This is a genomic window from Sphingomonas sp. (genome assembly GCF_050725575.1).
Classification (GTDB): domain Bacteria; phylum Pseudomonadota; class Alphaproteobacteria; order Sphingomonadales; family Sphingomonadaceae; genus Sphingomonas.
Genome location: NZ_JBOHHW010000005.1, coordinates 109,767 through 129,067 on the forward strand (window position 1 = coordinate 109,767; position 19,301 = coordinate 129,067).

16 protein-coding genes and 2 tRNA genes are annotated in these 19,301 nt (G+C 63.0%); 7 read left to right on the forward strand and 11 right to left on the reverse strand.

Translation table 11 applies throughout. The annotated features are described in order from the left end of the window. Nucleotides 1-16: 16 nt before the first annotated feature. From ACRECS_RS05455 to aroA, 8 genes are all read right to left on the reverse strand, one after another. The gene (locus tag ACRECS_RS05455) at nt 17-277 is read right to left on the reverse strand and encodes a hypothetical protein (RefSeq protein ID WP_431581944.1); all 261 of its coding nucleotides are present in this window, start codon (nt 275-277) and stop codon (nt 17-19) included. Nucleotides 278-1,081: 804 nt separating this feature from the next. Then, nucleotides 1,082-1,537, reverse strand: a complete 456-nt coding sequence (locus ACRECS_RS05460; protein WP_431581945.1) for a MarR family winged helix-turn-helix transcriptional regulator — start codon at nt 1,535-1,537, stop codon at nt 1,082-1,084. Nucleotides 1,538-1,667: 130 nt separating this feature from the next. Next, nucleotides 1,668-2,078 carry an Ohr family peroxiredoxin gene (locus tag ACRECS_RS05465; RefSeq protein WP_431581946.1) on the reverse strand — a complete coding sequence of 137 codons (411 nt, stop codon included), beginning with the start codon at nt 2,076-2,078 and terminating at the stop codon, nt 1,668-1,670. Nucleotides 2,079-2,482: 404 nt separating this feature from the next. Further along, nucleotides 2,483-2,565: transfer RNA gene (locus ACRECS_RS05470), tRNA-Leu, on the reverse strand. Nucleotides 2,566-2,624: 59 nt separating this feature from the next. Further along, nucleotides 2,625-2,903 (reverse strand): integration host factor subunit beta, encoded by a 279-nt coding sequence (locus ACRECS_RS05475; RefSeq protein WP_187762670.1) that lies wholly within the window; start codon nt 2,901-2,903, stop codon nt 2,625-2,627. 196 nt (nt 2,904-3,099) lie between these two features. Further along, complete coding sequence (gene rpsA / locus ACRECS_RS05480; RefSeq protein ID WP_431581947.1) at nt 3,100-4,839, reverse strand: 30S ribosomal protein S1; 1,740 nt, start codon at nt 4,837-4,839, stop codon at nt 3,100-3,102. 316 nt (nt 4,840-5,155) lie between these two features. Next, nucleotides 5,156-5,803, reverse strand: a complete 648-nt coding sequence (gene cmk, locus ACRECS_RS05485; RefSeq protein WP_431582036.1) for a (d)CMP kinase — start codon at nt 5,801-5,803, stop codon at nt 5,156-5,158. An 8-nt stretch (nt 5,804-5,811) separates the two neighbouring features. Continuing rightward, complete coding sequence (aroA, locus tag ACRECS_RS05490) at nt 5,812-7,146, reverse strand: 3-phosphoshikimate 1-carboxyvinyltransferase (RefSeq protein ID WP_431581948.1); 1,335 nt, start codon at nt 7,144-7,146, stop codon at nt 5,812-5,814. 143 nt (nt 7,147-7,289) lie between these two features. Between aroA and ACRECS_RS05495 the strand changes: the two genes are divergently transcribed. From ACRECS_RS05495 to ACRECS_RS05505, 3 genes are all read left to right on the forward strand, one after another. After that, nucleotides 7,290-7,607, forward strand: a complete 318-nt coding sequence (locus tag ACRECS_RS05495; RefSeq protein ID WP_034159983.1) for an FYDLN acid domain-containing protein — start codon at nt 7,290-7,292, stop codon at nt 7,605-7,607. Nucleotides 7,608-7,770: 163 nt separating this feature from the next. Further along, nucleotides 7,771-7,846, forward strand: a tRNA-Ala gene (locus ACRECS_RS05500). Nucleotides 7,847-8,261: 415 nt separating this feature from the next. After that, nucleotides 8,262-9,587, forward strand: a complete 1,326-nt coding sequence (locus ACRECS_RS05505; RefSeq protein WP_431581949.1) for an epoxide hydrolase family protein — start codon at nt 8,262-8,264, stop codon at nt 9,585-9,587. Nucleotides 9,588-9,635: 48 nt separating this feature from the next. On the opposite strand, the gene ACRECS_RS05510 is transcribed toward ACRECS_RS05505, so the two are convergent. Next, entirely contained in the window at nt 9,636-10,658 is a 1,023-nt protein-coding gene (locus ACRECS_RS05510) for a LacI family DNA-binding transcriptional regulator (protein WP_431581950.1), read from the reverse strand. 89 nt (nt 10,659-10,747) lie between these two features. Here ACRECS_RS05510 and ACRECS_RS05515 point away from each other — a divergent pair, with 89 nt between their 5' ends. From ACRECS_RS05515 to ACRECS_RS05530, 4 genes are all read left to right on the forward strand, one after another. Then, the gene (locus tag ACRECS_RS05515; protein WP_431581951.1) at nt 10,748-11,701 is read left to right on the forward strand and encodes an alpha/beta hydrolase; all 954 of its coding nucleotides are present in this window, start codon (nt 10,748-10,750) and stop codon (nt 11,699-11,701) included. Between the two features lie 230 nt (nt 11,702-11,931). Continuing rightward, nucleotides 11,932-13,017, forward strand: coding sequence for an MBL fold metallo-hydrolase (locus tag ACRECS_RS05520; RefSeq protein WP_431581952.1), 1,086 nt, complete (start codon nt 11,932-11,934; stop codon nt 13,015-13,017). A gap of 172 nt (nt 13,018-13,189) precedes the next feature. Beyond that, complete coding sequence (locus tag ACRECS_RS05525; RefSeq protein WP_431581953.1) at nt 13,190-15,532, forward strand: TonB-dependent receptor; 2,343 nt, start codon at nt 13,190-13,192, stop codon at nt 15,530-15,532. Between the two features lie 34 nt (nt 15,533-15,566). Further along, nucleotides 15,567-16,559: an alpha/beta hydrolase gene (locus tag ACRECS_RS05530; RefSeq protein ID WP_431581954.1), complete on the forward strand. Its 993-nt coding sequence runs from the start codon at nt 15,567-15,569 to the stop codon at nt 16,557-16,559. A gap of 31 nt (nt 16,560-16,590) precedes the next feature. Here the strand turns inward: ACRECS_RS05530 and ACRECS_RS05535 are convergent, their stop codons facing one another. Further along, nucleotides 16,591-17,886 carry a glycoside hydrolase family 130 protein gene (locus ACRECS_RS05535; protein WP_431581955.1) on the reverse strand — a complete coding sequence of 432 codons (1,296 nt, stop codon included), beginning with the start codon at nt 17,884-17,886 and terminating at the stop codon, nt 16,591-16,593. A gap of 146 nt (nt 17,887-18,032) precedes the next feature. Further along, a complete protein-coding gene (locus tag ACRECS_RS05540; protein WP_431581956.1) occupies nt 18,033-18,827 on the reverse strand; it encodes a hypothetical protein in 795 nt (264 codons plus the stop codon). Nucleotides 18,828-19,301: the final 474 nt, after the last annotated feature.

Below are 19,301 nucleotides of genomic sequence, written 5' to 3' on the forward strand. Positions count from 1 at the left end.
CTGCCGCATGTGATGCTCAGACGCTGAGAAGATCAAGTGCATCGTGACGATGCCCGGCAGCCGGCTCCTCGCTATGACCCTTGCAGCAGGGATTGCGCGTCGGCTTGCAGGTTTTCGTCTGAGTTCCCTGGGGGGCATCGACAGCGTTTTCGCTGACGACCCGAACATCGAACGCCGCGCCCGCGAATTCGCTCGCGAAAATCGTCCCCCCCAACAGGGCATCGATGCGGGTGGACGAGGTATTTGCGTCATGTGCGAGCATTTTTTCGGTCTTCATCGCTTTTTCCTTCGTTGAAATGAGGGATTTTGTCGGCACACCAAGACTATCGGATTACGCGAGATGCTCTGCGGATTGTTAAGACGCCTCCCGGGACAACAGGGTTCGGGGTTTTGCGGTCGATCGAGCCAATACCCTCGACGACTGATGGAGCAACAGACAAGTTTGTAGCGACATCCCCCACCCCCAAGCAGAGTTTACACCGGCCAAACGCCGAAATTGGCTGAGCAACTTTCAATGCGCTTCTTGTGAGTACTAGTCTTTACCAGAATCGCCGGTGTGACAAGGAAAATCTACACAACATCAATGATCACCAAAGATTCTCTGTGATATTTGAAGAGAGTGTTCAATTTTTAGAAGGAGTGTATGTCCGTTTTTTACAATTTTCTGGCTGCGGTGATGTCAGATTACTAATGTGTGTGTCCATTTTACAGCCAAAATGGTGGTAAAACTGGTTTACCGTCTATTGATCCGTCTATCCGTATTATTTCTCAATTGGCCGACCCTGATTGAAGGGAAAGCGGCAGGCGATATATTCTTCGTGCTGATGCCGTTGGCGTTTGGGTTGGCCAATGACCTCGTGCCGACGAGGTGGATTGCGACGATCGCCCTGGCGTGGGGCGGTAACGCCGCCGACATTTCGTGCCGGTGCCGAGACATGAGACGGCGCTGCGGTTGAGGCAAAATGCGAAGCGGACTGTCCGCTATCGGGCGTACGACTCGTCGCGATGACGATTGTGCCTGCGTCTTTCGCGGTCAGACGTCATTACCGTCTGGGGGCGGAGCTTGGCGCAAAGAGCCGAACTATGACTTGGTTGAACTCAGCAGATTGTCGCGCAACCTGGCGATGCTCTGCTGGACCTTGGCGAAATCGTCCCCCAGGCCCGTGGCTTCGATCCGCTGGGGCGCGCTGCTTTCGACCTGTTGCTGCAGTTTGCGGCCCGCCGGCGTCACATTGACGCGGACCTGGCGTTCGTCGGCGGGATCGCGTCGGCGGTCGACCAGGCCCAACTGCTCCAGCTTCTTGAGGATCGGGGTCAGTGTGTTGGATTCGAGGAACAGCTTGTCGCCCAGATCGCTGACTCTCTGGTCGTCCTCCTCGCCCAGTGCGACCAGCGTCACATATTGGGTGTAGGTCAGGCCGAGCTTGTCGAGGATCGGCCGATAGGCGCGCCCAAAGGCAAGATTGGCTGAATATACCGCAAAACAGAGGAACTCGCCCAGCTTGGCGGACTCGCGTGGATTTCTGTTGTGCGCCATCGATCCTGCTTTCCAGTATATAATATCGCTCATCACCTAAAGCGTACCCGATTGAATCGGAAGGGCTCGAACGGCACCCATTGCTGGGCGCCGTTCGTTCGGTCGGTTGAAGTGTTTGGTTGGTTGAAAGTCAGGCGAAGGCCGGCTCAAGCACAGTCACTTCGACCTCGATGTTGCCGCGGGTGGCCTTCGAATAGGGGCAGATCTGGTGCGCGAGATGAACCAGCTCTCGGGCCAGTTCGATGTCGATGCCCGGAACGGTGACGTCGAGCTTGGCGCGCAGGAAGAATTCGGCGCCTTCCATCAACAGATCGATCTTCGCGTCGACACTTGGGGCCTCTGGCAGCTTGACCTTCTTCTGAGCGGCGGCAACCCCGATCGCGCCCATGAAGCAGCCCGACCAGGCGGCGCCGAAGAAGTTTTCTGCTGCGGGGTGCGGGTCAGCCAACTGCAGGTCGAGGAAGCCATCGGCGCTGCGGGTATAACCGTTGGGGCCACCGACATTGTGAGTGGTTCCGGAATAGATGGTCTTGGCAGTCATGTTCTTTCCTTTCTCATGTTTAAAATCGCGCCCGATTAAAGCGGATGCGATCTAAATATGCGAGTCGCGGATAAGAGTCAAGTACGATTTAATCGCATACGATATAATCCTGTTGATCACGCCTGTGCTCAGGTGAAGTCCACGGCCCTGTCATTCTGAAAGCGGTCAGCCCCGCCGTACGGATCACCTTGGCCGGAGAGCGAACTCAGGCACGAGCAGGGGACGGCAAGGTTTTCGAGTTTGAGGGCTGAGAGCGCCGGGACCGGGGAGGGCGGTCACGAACACTGGGAATTTTGAAGCGCGCCTCGACGCGAGCGACCGCGCAAATGTGAAAGGTGAGCGCGTCGCGATGCTATTTCAAATAAATCAAAGGCTTAATAGCATGTTATTGGATTGTATATTCATGGTGCGGACGGCGGGACTCGAACCCGCACTCCGAAGAGGGAGATTTTAAGTCTCCTGCGTCTACCGATTTCGCCACGTCCGCAACGGCGCCGTGGTGGCGCGGGCGAGGTATTCCGTCAACTCTTCAAAAAAACCGACCGCTCACACGTTGAGACGTGCGCGCATTTCCTTGCCGGGCTTGAAATAGGGCACGCGTTTGGCGACCACATCAACGGTTTCGCCAGTGCGCGGGTTGCGGCCGGTGCGGGCATCGCGGGCGCGGGTGGAGAAAGCGCCGAAGCCGCGCAGTTCGACCCGGCCATCGGCGGCCAGGCGGCGCGAAATCTCATCGAAAAAGGTGCTGACGATCGCCTCGATGTCGCGCAGCGCGAGATCGGGATTGTCCTGGGCCAGCATGTCGACAAGCTCGGATCGGATCATGGCGTGTTCATTCCCCTCTCGATCGCGGATCGCACCACAAAAGGCGGTACTCGACGGACCCGGATCAATCATCCCCTAAAGGACGTCTGCGAAACGATATACTGATCTTTGTCAAACCGATAGGACCGATTCGACACTAAACACTCAAAACGGGTAGGGCGGGAGGCGAAAAATCGCACTCCCGCCCGCCGATTTCTTACTTCTTGTTCTCGCTGCTCTGCGCCTTGAGCGCCGCACCGAGGATGTCGCCCAGCGACGCGCCCGAGTCGGACGAGCCATACTGCGCCACGGCCTGCTTCTCTTCGGAGATCTGCATCGCCTTGATCGAGAAGGTCGGCTTCTTCGAACGATCGAAGCCGGTAACCATCGCGTCGAACTTCTGCGCGACCTGGAAACGCTCCGGACGCTGCTCGTCGCGGTCGCGGCCGAGATCGGTGCGCTTGATGAAGCCGGTCGCGCCATCGTCGCCAACCTGAACCTCAAGGCCCGCATCGCGGACTTCGAGCACGGTCACGGTGACGATCGCGTTCTTGTTGAGGCCGCCCGAACCGCCGCCGCTTGCAGCGGCAGCACCGCCGGTCGCGCCGACCGCGGGTGCGCCGCGCTCAAGCTGCTTCATGCCGAGCGAGATGCGCTCCTTCTCGGCGTCGATGTCGAGCACGACGGCCTGAACCGTCTCGCCCTTGCGGTGCAGGTTGAGGGCGTCCTCACCCGACACGCCCCAGGCGATGTCCGACATGTGGACCATGCCGTCGACATCGTTGTCGAGGCCAATGAACAGGCCGAATTCGGTCGCGTTCTTGACTTCGCCTTCGACGGTCGAACCGATCGGGTGCGCCTCGGCAAAGGCTTCCCACGGATTGGCTTGCGCCTGTTTGAGACCGAGCGAGATGCGGCGCTTCTCGGGATCGACCTCGAGCACGATGACGTCGACTTCCTGCGAGGTCGAGACGATCTTGCCCGGATGGACGTTCTTCTTGGTCCAGCTCATTTCCGACACGTGAACCAGGCCTTCGATGCCCGCTTCCAGTTCGACGAATGCGCCGTACTCGGTGATGTTGGTCACGCGGCCCGACAGCTTGGCGCCGACCGGGTATTTCTGCATCGCGCCTTCCCACGGATCGCTCTCGAGCTGCTTCATGCCGAGCGAGATGCGCTGCGTGTCCTTGTTGATGCGGATGATCTGCACCTTCACGGTGTCGCCGATGTTCAGCACTTCGCTCGGGTGACCGACGCGCTTGTAGCTGAGGTCGGTGACGTGCAGCAGGCCGTCAATGCCGCCGAGATCAACGAACGCACCATAATCGGTGATGTTCTTGACCACGCCGTCGATGATCTGGCCTTCCGCGAGCGAAAGGATCAGGCCCGAACGCTGTTCTGCGCGAGTCTCTTCGAGGATCGCGCGGCGCGACACGACGATGTTGCCGCGCTTGCGGTCCATCTTCAGGATCTGGAACGGCTGCGGAATGTCCATCAACGGGGTCACGTCGCGGACCGGGCGGATATCGACCTGCGAACCGGGCAGGAACGCCACGGCGCCGTTCAGGTCGACGGTGAAGCCGCCCTTGACGCGGCCGAAGATCGTGCCCTCGACGCGCGCGGTCTTGGCGAATTCGGTTTCCAGCTTGTCCCAGGCGGCTTCGCGGCGTGCGCGGTCGCGCGACAGCATCGCTTCGCCATGGACGTTCTCGACGCGGTCGACATAGACTTCGACTTCGTCACCGATCTTCAGATCGGCCTTCTGGCCCGGCGCTGCGAATTCGCGCAGCGGCACGCGGCCTTCCGACTTCAGGCCGACGTCGATGACGGCGAGGTCGTTTTCAATTCCGGTAACGGTACCCTTGACGACGCGGCCTTCGAAGCTGTCGGCGGCGCCGAGCGTTTCTTCGAGCATGGCGGCGAAATCGTCGCGCGTGGGATGTGCCTGAGTGGCCATAAAATATGTACGTCCTAGTTCAGTTTCCGGCCAGCCGGTTGTTTCCGGCGGTCTTGGCCAAAACGCCGCGACAGCCGAATACCGGCACGGCATCCGTTCGGGCGGGCACAGGAGGAACTAGACGCGTTGAAATGCGAAAAGGGCGCGAGAGCATGGCTCCGCGCCTTCCTCCGAGAGCACCCACTCGCCGGACGGACGCGCACATAGCGCCACAAGGGCAGGAAGGCAAGGTCGCACAAGGGTACGCAAGGTGGAACGCTCCGGCTACCGGCTGTGTGTCGAGCAGGGCGGGATCGGCCCCGCGTCCACACCCGGTTCAGCCGTGAGCTGCGTTCTCCGCTTTCAGGTTGACCTGGCGTTCGACCAGCTCGATCGCACGCTTGATCGCGGCCTCGATCGACAGGAAGCTGGTGTCGAGCAGGGCGGCGTCATTGGCCGGCACCATCGGGGCGGCGGCGCGCATCGAATCGCGCAGGTCGCGGGCGCGGATATCGGCCAGCACCCGGTCGATGCTGACCGAGGAGCCGCGCTCGCGCAGCTCGGCGTGACGCCGCCGGGCGCGGATCGTGGGGGTGGCCCGCACGAACAGCTTGGCGCTGGCATCCGGCGCGATCACGGTGCCGATGTCGCGCCCGTCAAGCACGGCGCCCTCGGGCTGGCGGGCGAAGCGCCGCTGCCGGTGCAGCAATGCGGCGCGCACCAGCGGGTGAGCGGAGACGATCGAGGCGAGCTTGCCGACGTCGTCCGAGCGCAGCACATCGTCGTCGAGCAGATGATCGTCGAAATCGCACGCAGCGACCGCATCGGCCTCTTTCTCGGGGTCGAGCTCAAGGCGGCGGACATTTTCGCCGACCGCGCGGTAGAGCAGGCCGGTGTCGAGATAGGGCAGGCGATAATGCTTCGCCAGCGCGCGCGCGATCGTGCCCTTGCCCGATGCGGCGGGCCCGTCGACGGCAATGATCAAGGGTCCGGTCACAGCGCCTGCTTTCTCAATTCGTCAAGCGTCTGGAAGAACATAGGATAGCTTGTTGCGACTGGCGAGACATCATCGATCGTCACGCCGCGCGTCGACACCAGCCCGGCCACCGTCATGCTCATCGCGATACGGTGATCGAGCAGCGAAGCGATCGCGCCGCCGCCGTGGAGTAGCGCGCCGCCGCTACCCTCAATCGCCAGGCCGTCGTCGAATTCCTCGGTCTTCACGCCGATCGCGCCGAGCGCCGCGGCCATCGCGGCAATGCGGTCCGATTCCTTGACGCGCAGCTCATGCGTGCCGCGCGCCACGGTGCGCCCGGTCGCGCAGGCGGCAGCGACGAACAGCACGGGATATTCATCGATCATGCTCGGCGCGAGGTCGGCGGGCACCTCGATCGCGTGCAGTGCGGCATGGCGCACGCGCAGGTCGGCGACCGGCTCGCCCCCGACGATGCGAGCATTCTCCTCGGTGATGTCGGCGCCCATCAGGCGCAGCGCGGTGAAGATGCCGGCGCGAGTCGGGTTGAGCCCGACATTGGCGACCACCACGTCCGATCCCGGCACGATGGTTGCCGCGACCACCCAGAAGGCGGCGGAGGAGGGGTCGCCGGGAACCACGATCTGCTGCGGCTTGAGTTCGGCCTCGCCGACCAGCGAGATGACCCGCCCCTCGGGTGTTTCCTCGACCGTCAGCTCGGCGCCGAAGCCGGCCAGCATCCGCTCGCTATGGTCGCGCGTCGCGACCGGCTCGATCACGCGCGTGATGCCCGGCGTGTTGAGCCCGGCGAGCAGGATCGCCGACTTCACCTGTGCCGACGCGACGGGAAGCGTGTAGCGGATCGGCACCGCCGGGTTCATGCCCCGCACCATCAGCGGCAGGCGCCCGCCCGGGCTGGCGGTGATATCCGCACCCATCGTCGACAGCGGCTCGATCACGCGCGCCATCGGCCGTGCCGAGAGCGAGGCGTCGCCAGTGAAGGTGGCGGTAATGCCGTGGCTGGAGACCAGGCCCATCAGCAGCCGGGTCGAGGTGCCTGAATTGCCCATGTCGAGCGCCTGTTCGGGCTGGAGCAATCCGCCCACGCCGACGCCGTTCACTGTCCAGATGCCGTCATCGCCGCGCACGATATCGGCGCCCATCGCGCGCATCGCCGCCGCGGTCGCGAGGACGTCCTCGCCTTCCAGCAGTCCGGTGATTCGGCTTTCACCGACCGCGAGCGCCGACAACATCAGCGCACGGTGGCTGATCGATTTGTCGCCAGGGACGGTGAGTCGGCCAGTGAGCGGGCCGGTGTGAGCGATTTCGAGCGGGCGGGGGCTTGCATGCGACATTGGGCGGCGCTTTGACAGTGCGCTTGCGCTATGGCAAGGCGCGCCCCACTTTGCAGGCTACCCTCGAAAGAGGAACCTCAAAACCCAGCTTACCCTCGCAAGAGGGCTGCATTCAAAATAGTCTTGAAAGGTCTAGGCGGCACATGATCAAGCCGGAATGGGGCACGAAGCGATCGTGTCCGAAATGCGCCACCCGTTTCTATGACCTCGGCAACGAGGATCCGGTCACCTGCATCGAATGCGGTTCAACCTGGAATCCCGAGCCGATTCTGAAGTCGAAGCAGCCGCTGCCGTTCGACGCGCCCAAGCCTGAACTCATCAAGAAGGACGACGATCTCGCCGGCGACGACGAGGATCTGGACACCGGTGAAGACGAAGAGCCCTCGCCCGACGACGAAGTCGATCTGGGCGGCGACGACGATCTCGGCGTCGAGACGCCGGTCGACGAGGACGAGCATTGATCCAACCAACCGACCAGGTTGGATTTCCATAATAAGCCTGCCGGCCCGGAATTTTTTCGGGCCGGCATGAAAATTTGATGCGGCATGGGTGATTCACCCGCTTGCCAACAAAGCGTCGCCCGTTTAGGGCGACGTTCCCAAGGCCCAAGGGCCTGAAACGGATGGGGCCGTAGCTCAGCTGGGAGAGCGCTGCGATGGCATTGCAGAGGTCTGGGGTTCGATCCCCCACGGCTCCACCATTTTTCAAGTGATTGATTTCATCGCTTGATACAGATTGGCGGTTCATTCCGCCAATTATCCCATAAAAAACAAAGCGACCTACGTGATCGACGACTCGTCGCCGAATTGTGCGGTTTTCGCTGTACGACCAAGAGCTCGAGCGTTGCCGCATGTTCTGGCTGAGTGCCGACGCGCGGGGGCTTGCGGCGCCTGATCATGCCTGTCGCGCTGTCGATGCTCGCCCGGCATCTTTCGCACAGCCCGAGATAAATCGCATCCGATTAGATCGCGTGCATTGACAGTGTGTCGCGGCCAAACTAGATAACTCGCATCCGATTTAAACGGATGCGAGTTATCTACCAGATGCCGCCGGTCTTCACGCTCCGTCCGGGGCAATGCCGATGCGGTCTTTTTGCGATCTGACCAGGAGAATGAATGATGAAGTCCCTCAACAATCCTATTGCCCGGCGGCTGCTTGCGGCTTCGGCATTGCTCGGCGCAGTGGTCGCCTTCGCACCTCTGGCCCAGGCGCAGGATTCGGCAACCAGCACCGTGACGGCGCCCGCCGCCGCAGCAGCGGCTCAAGACACGTCGATCCGCCCGTTCCAGTTCCATGCCACGGACGAGCAGCTCGCCGACCTGCGCCGCCGCGTCCTTGCCACCAAATGGCCGAGCCGTGAGCTGGTCGGCGACGCGACCCAGGGCGTGCAGCTCGCGACGATGCAGAAGCTCGCACAGCATTGGGCGACCGATTATGACTGGCGCAAGGCCGAGGCGAAGCTCAATGCCCTGCCGCAGTTCGTGACCAACATCGACGGGGTGGATATTCACTTCATCCATGTCCGGTCGAAGAACAAGCAAGCGCTGCCGATCATCATCACTCATGGCTGGCCGGGGTCGATCATCGAGCAGCTCAAGGTCATCGATCCGCTGACCAATCCGACCGCGCATGGCGGCAAGGAGTCCGACGCGTTCGATGTGATCATTCCGTCGCTGCCCGGCTATGGTTTCTCCGGAAAGCCGACCGAACTTGGCTGGGATCCGGCGCGGATCGCGCGTGCGTGGACCGAGCTGATGAAGCGGCTCGGCTATACGCGTTACGTTGCGCAGGGCGGGGACTGGGGTGATGCGGTGACCGAGCAGATGGCGGTCCAGGCCGCACCGGGGCTGCTCGGCATCCATACCAATATGCCGGGCGCCGTCCCGGCCGAGATCGACAAGGCGCTGGCGGCCGGCCAGCCGGCACCGGCGGGTCTCTCAGCGGATGAGAAGCACGCCTATGATCAGCTCGACTTCTTCTACAAGCACGGCCTGTCCTATGCCCAGGAGATGACCAATCGGCCACAGACCCTGTACGGAATCGAGGACTCCCCGGTCGGCCTTGCATCCTGGATGCTCGATCATGATGCGCGCAGCTATGAACTGATCGCGCGGGTCTTCGACGGCAAGAGCGAGGGCCTGACGCAGGACGATGTGCTGGACAATATCACGCTCTACTGGCTGACCAACACGGCGGTGTCCTCCGCTCGTCTCTACTGGGAGAACAAGTTCGCCTTTTTCGCGCCGAAGGGGATCAAAATTCCGGTCGCGGTCAGCGCATTTCCGGATGAACTGTACCAGGCGCCCAAATCCTGGGTCGATCAGGCGTTCCCGAACCTGCTCTATTACAACAGGCAGGCAAAGGGCGGGCATTTCGCCGCCTGGGAGCAGCCTGACGCCCTGACCAAGGATCTGCGGCTGGCCTTCAAGCCCTTGCGTTGATGTGACGTTCGCGGACGGCCTGAAAATGGCCGTCCGCATCGTGTGCGATCAGGCGCCGGTCGTAGACGCGCGTATGATCAGTTCGACCGGCAGAAGCTCCGCTTCCGGCCGGCCGTTATCCAGCCATTGCAGCAGTTTTGCGCCAACCAGTTCGCCGGCGCGCTCCCAGTCCTGTCGCACGGTGGTCAGGGGAACCGCAGCGACGGCAGATGCCGGAATGCCGTCATAGCCGGTCATTGCGATATCGGCGGGAACAGTAATGCCCGCTTCCTGGAGCGCGGTCTGCGCGCCCAGCGCGATCGCATCGCTCGCCGCCGCGACGGCGTCGCCGCGCCAGCCCCGCGCCAGGGCCGCCTTCATCGCAACACTCCCCGGCCCGATGCCGAAATCGCAGGGCTGCACTTCGACCTCGGCGCCCGATGCCTTCCGGATCGCATCGAGCCGGTCGGCGATTTCGGGATGCGTCGGGTCGCCGAGGAAGAGGATGCGGCGACGGCCAAGCGATGCCAGATGCTCGCCGATCAGGCGTCCGCCCGCGCGATTGTCGCTGCCGATCGTCAGCCAGTCACCGTCGGAGTCGCGCGGTGTGCCCCAGACGACCAGCGGCAGGTCGAGCGCGCGCACGCGCCGGACGGCGTCGGGATCGGTCCCCTGTCCGAGCAGGATGATCCCGTCAGAATCCGCGCTCCTCGACTGCAGCAATTGTGCGAGCGTGGTCAGGATCACGCGGTAGCCCGCGCTGGTCGCGACCTGCAGCAGTCCACCGAGTGCTGCGAGGAGGATCGGGTCGGACATCGGGCGATCCGCGCTCGGCATCATCTCGATCGCCGCGGTGATGCTGTGGTTGCGCCGAAGCCGCAGGTTTCGGGCCGCGGTGTTCAGCCGATAGCCGTGCGCGCTGGCGAGTTGCTGGATCTGTTCGCGGACCGCTGCGCGCACGAGCGGGCTGTCGTTCAGCGCCCGGGAGATGGTGATCTTCGACACGCCGGCCAACGCGGCCAGATCCCCCATGGTCGGGCGTCGGCCGGACATGTCCCGGCCGCTGCCGTTGCTGATTTCGCTTTTTGCCATCAATCTCTCTAACCGCCGGCATCATTCTCTGCGTTAAGCAAAGCGGCCCGGCCTCAGCTATTCTAGGGACAGGGGAGGGGTAGCGCAAAGTGGACAAGAGCCAGCGGGTCCTGGACGAGGAAATCAGGGCCGCGATCCGGTCGGGCGGCAAGCTCGACGCCCCCGGCGCCGACTTCACTGCCGCCGACGCACGGGCGCTACAGCGCAAGATGGCGCGGGCTTTCGCCAGCCCGGACCTTCCCAAGCTGACGCGCGAGGATCTTTCGATCGCCGGCCCGGCCGGTCCGCTGGCACTGCGCCTCTATCGCCCCGCCGCCGATCATCCGCCGCTGATCCTGTTCGTGCATGGCGGCGGATGGGTCGGGGGCGATCTCGAGACGCATGATCAGATGTGCCGGCTGCTGGCGGCGGGGAGCGGCTGCGCGGTCCTTGCGGTCACCTATCGCCTGGCGCCCGAACATCGCTTCCCGGCCGCGGTGGACGATTGCGTCGAGGCGGCGCGCTGGGCGTTGCAGTCCGCAGCGGTGCTGGGCTGCGATCCCGCCCGGATCGGGATCGTCGGCGAGAGCGCCGGCGCCAATCTGGCGGCGGTCACGACGCTGTCGCTCGGCGAAGAATCCCAGCCGCGCTTCGTTTTTCAATGCCTTATCTATCCCGCAACCGATCTGCGGCTCCTCGATCCCGAGTCCGACGACGTGTTCGATCCGCTGGGCCTCACGATCGAGGAAGCGCTGTGGTGCCGCGCGCAGTATATCGCGGACGAGCAGGATCTGACCGATTGGCGTGCGTCGCCGATCCTCGCGCCGCACCTTGCCGTCTGTCCGCCGACGCACGTGATCACGGCCGGCATCGATCCGCTGCGCCGTGACGGTGAAGCCTATGCCCGGGCGCTCGCGACGGCCGGAGTCGCGGTCACCTGGCGGGACTATCCCGGCCTCCCCCATGGCTTTTTCTCGCTGCCGCTGACCATTCCGCGCGTCGTCACGGCCTATGCGGATATCTGCGCCGTGCTGCGTATGGGGCTCGGGACCGGCGCCGCCTGACTGACTGGGGAGGCAGGAGATATGGGACACCAGGAATGTCCGATATCTCATGCGGCCGTTTTGACGGCGTGCTCATATAATTCATTGTATTTCAGATACTTAATATGAAATGATTACCCTCCCGGCGAAACCTGTATCGACAGCATCCCGGTTATGGTATCGATATCATTTCTGGATCGACCACTCGCGCGCGGCGGTAGGAAGGCCAGATGGTATCGGGAGGAGCGTCCATGAAAGTCGATCCAAAGATCGTTGTTTCGGGCCTGGCAGCGGCACTTGTCATGGCCAGCCCCGGCGCAGGGCGGGCATCGACGCGTCCCGCTCCGGCAAGTGACGCGACCGCCAGGAAAGAGAGTCCGACGCTCCAGGCTCAAACGACGGAGGAAGGGCAGAAGGTCATTTACGACCGCTACACCTGGCAACGGCGCGAGTTGGCCAAGCGATTGCCGCTGGATGAGCCCTGGCCGTCGGAGGCGGCGATCGACGCACAGTTCAAGCGCTTCGGCCTCGACCGGCCGCCAATCCCGGCGAAACTGTCCTTGCCCGCGCGGATCATGCCGGACGTCTATCTGGTCAACACCGAACCCAATCTCGTTTATCTGATCGATGCCGGCCCGGACGGCGTGGTGATCATCGACCCGGGAATGGAAAGCAACACCGCCGCGATTCTCAAGAATGTCGCCGCGCTAGGCTTCTCCACCGACACGATAAAATGGGTCATCAACACCCATGCGCATTTCGACCATTCGATGGCAGACGCATCGTTCCAGAAACTGGGCGCGCGCATCCTGATCGGCCGCGACGACGTGGCGGCGGTCGAAAAGGGCACGCTGATCACGGGCAAGTACATCCTGCCGCCCGCCATGCAGGCCGCCTATCCGACGCTTCGCGTCGACTGGCCGGTCGATGACGGCGAGGCGCTTAAGCTCGGCAACAAGGTCTTTTATGCCATCCATACGCCCGGCCACACGCCGGGATCGACCTGCTACCTGTTGCAGGTCGACGGAAAGACCATCCTGTTCGGGGGCGACACCATCCTGTTCGACTATCGCCTGGCCGCGCAGCCGACGCCCTTTGCCGACAATGTCGCCTATCTCGCCTCGCTGAGGAAGCTGGCCGGGTACGGCACCTATCCCGACAAGGTCCGCTGGGATGTGCTGCTGCCGGGTCACGGCACGATGGTGCTCGATCGCGCCTATGCCGACGTCCTCAAGGGATACCGCCAGGTCGAGCTCGACGTCACCGACAATGTGCCGGTAGAGGCGCTTCCCTTCGCGACCGAGGCCTATCGCAAGCTCATGTTCGGCCGGCCCTAGGGCCACCGGGTCCGCTCTGCAGCCGCTTGATACAGTGAAATGATATCGATTTCATTTTTCCATTGTTATCGATATCATTTCTGGTAATGCACAGGATGAGAACCGCATCCGGTGCGGTTGAGCAGAACAACGGGACGGCATGAATCGTCTCGCCAGGGAGAGGGCCACAGGCATGTCGTATCGTTCCACCACTTTGCTGTTCACGGCGTCGCTGTTGGTGCTGGCCGCCATGCCGGCTGCCGCGCAGACCGCACCTGCCGACGGTGAGGCCGCGGCACCGGCGCCGGACTATCATGACGACATCATCGTCACCGCGCGGCGGACCGCCGAGAACCAGCAGGACGTGCCGATGTCGCTCACGGCTATTTCGGGCGACACATTGCGCGAGCAGAATGTCACGATGGTCTCGGACCTGACGCGGCTGGTGCCGTCGCTGAACTTCTCCACCGATCTCAATCGCAACAATGTGACCTTCGCGATGCGCGGGCAGCGCGAGACCCGGACATCGCCGGGCACCGGCGGCGGCCCTGCGGTGGTGGCCTATTTCGCTGAGGCGCCGTCCCGCGCGATCGGGCCGGGGCAGTTCTTCGATATGCAGAATGTGCAGGTACTCAAGGGGCCGCAAGGCACGCTGTTCGGGCAGAACACGACCGGCGGCGCCATCCTGTTCGAACCGCAACGGCCCAAGAATGAGTTCGAAGGCTATGTGATGGGCACGGTTGGCAGCTATGGCCGCCTCGATATCGAAGGCGCCGTCAACATCCCGATCGTCGATGACAAGCTGCTGTTTCGTGTCGGCGGCCAGACGCTCAATCGCAACGGCTTCACCCATGATGCCGTCACCGGCAAGGATTATGACGATCGCAATGCCTGGTCGGTCCGCGCCAGCCTGTTGTTCCGGCCGTCCGGCTCATTCGAAAATTATACGGTCGTCCAGTTCGCCGGCTCGCGGGAAAATGGCCCTGGCGTCGTTCTGATCGCCGCCAATCCCAAGAATGTCTTCGCATCGTTTCTCACTCCGCTGCTGGCGCAGCAACAGGCGAGGGGCGTACGCAATGTCGCACTCAGCGCCATTTCGCGCGACCGCACGCGGCAGTTCGGCGTGATCAACCGCACGACGCTCAATCTCTCCGACGATCTGACGCTGACCAACATCTTCAGCTATACCAATTATCGTACCGACAGCGCCCGCGACGATGACGGCACGCCTTTGCCGATCCAGGATTCGAATGGCGCCTGGAAGCCCGGGACATGGAATACGAATTTCAATTACCTGACCGAGGAATTGCGCCTGTCGGGAACGCTGGGCGGCGGTCTCGTGAAGTTCCAGGCCGGCGGATATTATGATCACCTGACGCCCGGCGGCGTCATGACCTATTCGCAGAATCTGCAGACCGTGGCGACCAGTTCGCAGGTCGACTCCACCGCCCGGTCGACCTCCAAGGCGCTGTTCGGGCAGGTCGGTTTCGATGTCGGCAAAGTCGTTCCGGCGCTGGAAGGGCTGAATCTGACCGCTGGCTATCGCTATACCTGGAACGATTTCGCCTTCGGCATCACCTTGCTGCAATATCCCGGAATCCTGCGCCCGCCGCCTGAACCGCAAGCCGGTACTCCGTGCCTTGTGCCCCCGGGCAATGTCTATCCGAATTGCGGCGTTTCGGGATCGGGCAAGGACCGGGGGGATTCGTTCGCCTTCGGCGCGGACTATAAGATCGGGCGCGACGTCATGATCTTCGCCAATTACAAGCGCGGCTACAAGCCGGGTGGTTTCAATCCGACCGTGGCGGCTTTTGGCGGGTCGCCATCCGATCCGTTCTACAGCTTCAAATCGGAAACCGTGAACACGACCGAAGTCGGCCTGAAGACCTCCTGGTCGCTCGCGGGATTGCGTGGACGGTTCAATGTCACCGGCTATTCCAGCAGATATCGCAACATTCACGCAAACGTGCCGGCGATCGTTCCGCCGTTCACGGCGACCGCGATCCAGAATGCCGCCCGCGCCACGATCAGGGGCATGGAAGTGGAAGCCAATGTCAGCATCCGTCGCTGGTTCTCGATCGACGCCGGCTACAGTTATACCGACGCGAAATACGACCAATATCTCGTCGCCGGCACCGATCCGTCGATGCCGCCGCTCGACCTGTCGGCTCTGCCTTTTGTCTTCACGCCGAAGAACCAGTTCAACATCGGCGCGAACCTGACGCTGCCGACGCCGAAGCAATTCGGGGATCTCGTCCTGCGCGGCACCTATAGCTGGCAGGACCGCATCTACGCCGGCGACACCGATCCGACTCAGCCTTTCTCGACCATCAAGGGTTATGGGCTGCTGGGCGCGCGGATCGACTGGCAGAATGTGCTTGATACGAAGAATGTCGATCTTGCGCTCTTCGCGACCAACCTGACCAACAAGACGTACCGGATCGCGATCATCCAGCAATATAATGCCAGCGGCTACACCAGCGCGATCTACGGCGAGCCGCGAATGTTCGGCGCGTCGCTGCGCATCCGATATTGAGCGCCGGGAACCAGGCCGTGGAGAGGTATTTCAGATGAAAAAGACCCTGTATCGCTACGCGGCCCGGATGGGCGCTGCGGCGCTGCTCGCCTCATTGACGGGCCATGCCGCCGCCCAGTCGACCCTGCCATTGCCGCCGACGGTCAGCGAGGAAGCGCGCGCCGCAGTGGCGGCCAATGAGAAAAACCCGCAGCCGTCGCCGGCCGATCTTCCCGCAAACCGTGCGTTCCTGAACCGGTTTCAGAAGGAGTTCGGCGCCCGCCAGCGTGAGCGCCATGCGGTCGAGATCGCCGAGCAGGTGATGGCCGGGGTCCCGGTGCGGTTGATCACGCCAAAGGCCGGCGCAAAGGCCAGCGACCGGCGCATCCTGCTCAATCTCCATGGCGGCGGGTTCATGGGCGATTCCGGGTCGCTGACCGAGAATATCCCGATCGCCGCGGAGACCGGGATTCCGGTTGTCGCAGTGCTGTACCCCTTGTCGCCCGAGCATCAATTCCCCGCTGCGCTGGATCAGGCGCTGGCGGTCTATCGCGACCTGCTGAAGACCCACAAGCCGGGCGAGATCGGCGTGTACGGTACCTCGGCCGGCGGCTTTCTGGGCGGCGAACTGATCGCGCGCATCAAGGCGGAGGGGCTGCCCATGCCGGCCGCGTTCGGCATGTTTGCGGGCGGCGCCGATTTCTCGCGCAAGAGCGATTCACAGCTGACATCGCCAAGGGTCGACTTGTCGCCGCTGATCAAATTCTATCTCGGCAACACACCGCCGACCGATCCGATCGCCTCGCCGTTGCTGGGCAAGCTGGATGGCTTTCCACCCACGTTGTGCGTCACCAGCACGCGCGACTTTCTGATGAGCGACACCGCCAATTTCTGCCGCGGGCTCGAACTTGCGGGCGTGGACAATCATCTGGTGGTGTTCGACGGGCTGCCGCACGCGTTCTGGGCCTATATCGACGCGCCCGAATCCCGGCAGGCATTCTCGATCATGAGCCGGTTCCTGAAAGCTCACCTCGCCGGCGCGCGCTGAGCCGGTACAGGCATGGCAAGACCGTGCTACCTCACACCATCACCGCCAACAGGTCGTCGAGCGCCACGCTGGCAAAAGTGGTGAAACTGTCCGCCACGCCATAGGGCAGCAGCAGCCGCCGGTCATGGACCAGCCCGCCACAGCTATAGACGACATTGGGGACATAGCCGTCGCGTTCCTTGGGACTTGGATGGACCAAAGGCAGCTTCATGCGCTTGATCACCTTTGACGGATCGTCCCGGTCGAGCAGGCAAGCGCCGATACAATAATTGCGCACCGTGCCGACGCCGTGGGTGAGCAGCAGCCAGCCTTCCTCGATCTCGATCGGTGAGCCGCAATTGCCCATCTGGACGAATTCCCAGAACCATTTCGGCGTGACGATCTTCTCGCCGCCGTCCCAGGTGTAGAGATCGTCGGAATACATCAGCCAGATATTCTCATTGTCCTGCCGGCTGAGCATCGCATAGCGCCCGCCGATCCGGCGCGGGAACAATGCCATGCCCTTGGCCGCGGCCGCGGTGCCATGCAGCGGGCGCATTTCGAAGCTGCGGAAGTCATGCGCGCGCAGCAGTTCGGAGCGCGCCGCCGATCCGCTGAACGCGGTATAGGTGCCGAGATACTGGACGCTGCCGTCGTCCTCGACAAAACGCACCATGCGCAGATCCTCGATCCCCTGGTGCTGGCTGGGCGTGACCGGGAATAACACCGTCTCCGACGGGTCCTGGCTGCCCGGGAAAACGACGCGAGTGACCGCATCGTCGCCTTCGCCATCGACCGAGTCGATCTGCGGCGAGACCACGGTGGCGCTTGGCGGGTCGATCGTCACATGGCCGTTGGCGGCCCAGGTGCCGCAGCGGAAGGTGACTGACGACACATGTCCCTCGCCGATCCCGCGCAGCGACATGGCGAAGCGGATCGTGCCCTCGGCCAGGCCCGACTGCTCGGGATGCATGAGGATGCACGGGTTGAACAAGGCGGCGGATTCGAAGGAATATTCCTCGCTGAAATAGGCGCCGATCAGCAACGATCGATCGCGGTCGAGATGCTCCTCCTCGTCGGTCAGCGCCTCCACTTCGGCGAAGCGGCGGAGCAGAGTCTCCTCGACATCGCGGTGCCGCTCGGACAGTGAGGTGATGACCCGGTCGAGCTCGGTACGCAGTTCATCCTCATCGAGCGACATGACCCGGGCGATGATTCGCTCCGCGCGCGGATGGCCTTTGACGAGGAAGGGGCCGGGGTCCTCGAGCGAGAAGGGCCGGATCACGGTGCGCGCAGGGTCCGGCCGCAGGATCAGGGCCGAATGCGTCATGATGTCGGTTCCGGCCATTGGCGATCCTTTGTTGCGCTGCAGTGCCGGTTCTACTCCGCTGGAGGATTTTGGTTGCCGCTAAAATGGCGCACGGCGTCGTTATCGGCCTCTACCGACGTGCGTGCGGCACGGCTGAACGCGTGACCGGGCGAATCGGGCGTGCGCTATTGGCCCGGTGCGTTATCCTCGCTGTCGTCCGGCGGGCCGCCCGGTATGGGGCGCCGGCTCGACGGCTTCTCGGTAGTGATCGTCAGGTCATAGCGGATGCGCACCCAGGCGCCGATCACCGGACGGCCATTGATTCTCGGCGGCCGGACCCGGAATTGCCACGCCGCCTGGCGCATCGCCCGCGCCAGGCCAGAGCCGGGCGGCGATTCGCCGAGCACGCGGCAATTCTCGACGCGGTAATCCGGGATCGTCTTGCACGCGATCAGGCCCCATCCGGTCTGATGGGCGCTGGCCGGCAGATAGCCGTTGATCTCGGCGGAGGTGGGTTCACGGTACCATTCGGCGTTGTAGAGCGTCTCGCCGCCCGGCCCTTCGCCTGGGCCATAAGTGCCCTTGCTGTCCTTGCCGGCCGAGTTGCCGTCGCCGCTGCCGGGGTGTCTGGGAAGCTTGGAGAGGTCGGCGGCTTCGAACATTTCCTTGCCGCCGATCAGGAACGGCATTTCCGGTTGTGGCGGTTTCGGCGAATGCGCCTCCGCCGGCGGTGTCGGGCGTGGCGGCGGTGCACCGCCGGTCGGGCGCTTGGCCTTGGCGACCACCGGCGAGGGCGGGGTAGGCTTTGGTTCGGGCAGCAGCCGGAAGGCATTGGGCCGTCGCGGCTTTTCCGGCGGAGGCGGCGGGTCGGGGGCCAGCCTCACCAGCACGATCACGACCAGGATATGGGCAATCAGCGCCAGCCCCAGGCCGGTTGCACGGCGCCGGTCCGACGAGGATTGGTAAGACGCCGGATACATTGCCGGATGCGCCTAGACCGCGCAGCAACGGGCCGCAACTGCCATATGCGATCGTCCCGAATTAAGACTTTCTTAACCATAAGTTGCGCTGGCCGAAATCGTAAACGCGGCGTTAACTGTTGGTCATGCGAAGCCAGTTTGCCCCCAGCGCTCCAGCGCCCCGCCACCCCTTCCGGCGGACCCTGGCGCCTGCCCGGCACACGGAACGGCTGCGCAATGAAGATGGCGATCTGAAGCTCTTCGTGCTGAGCTTCACTGCCTTTTTCATCTGCATCTACAGCTTCATTTTCTAGCGCGAACCCGGTTCGGGCTGATCGACTCCTGCCGCTCGCACCGGGCCGGGCGATAGAGTTTCCTGCTCAGTGGAATTCGCATTAGTATCTGATATATATGGATATTATGCGTTGCCACGTTGGGGCGGCGGTGAAAGAGATACGGCACATACGGTGTCCCATATCTCCCCTGTCCTTCGCG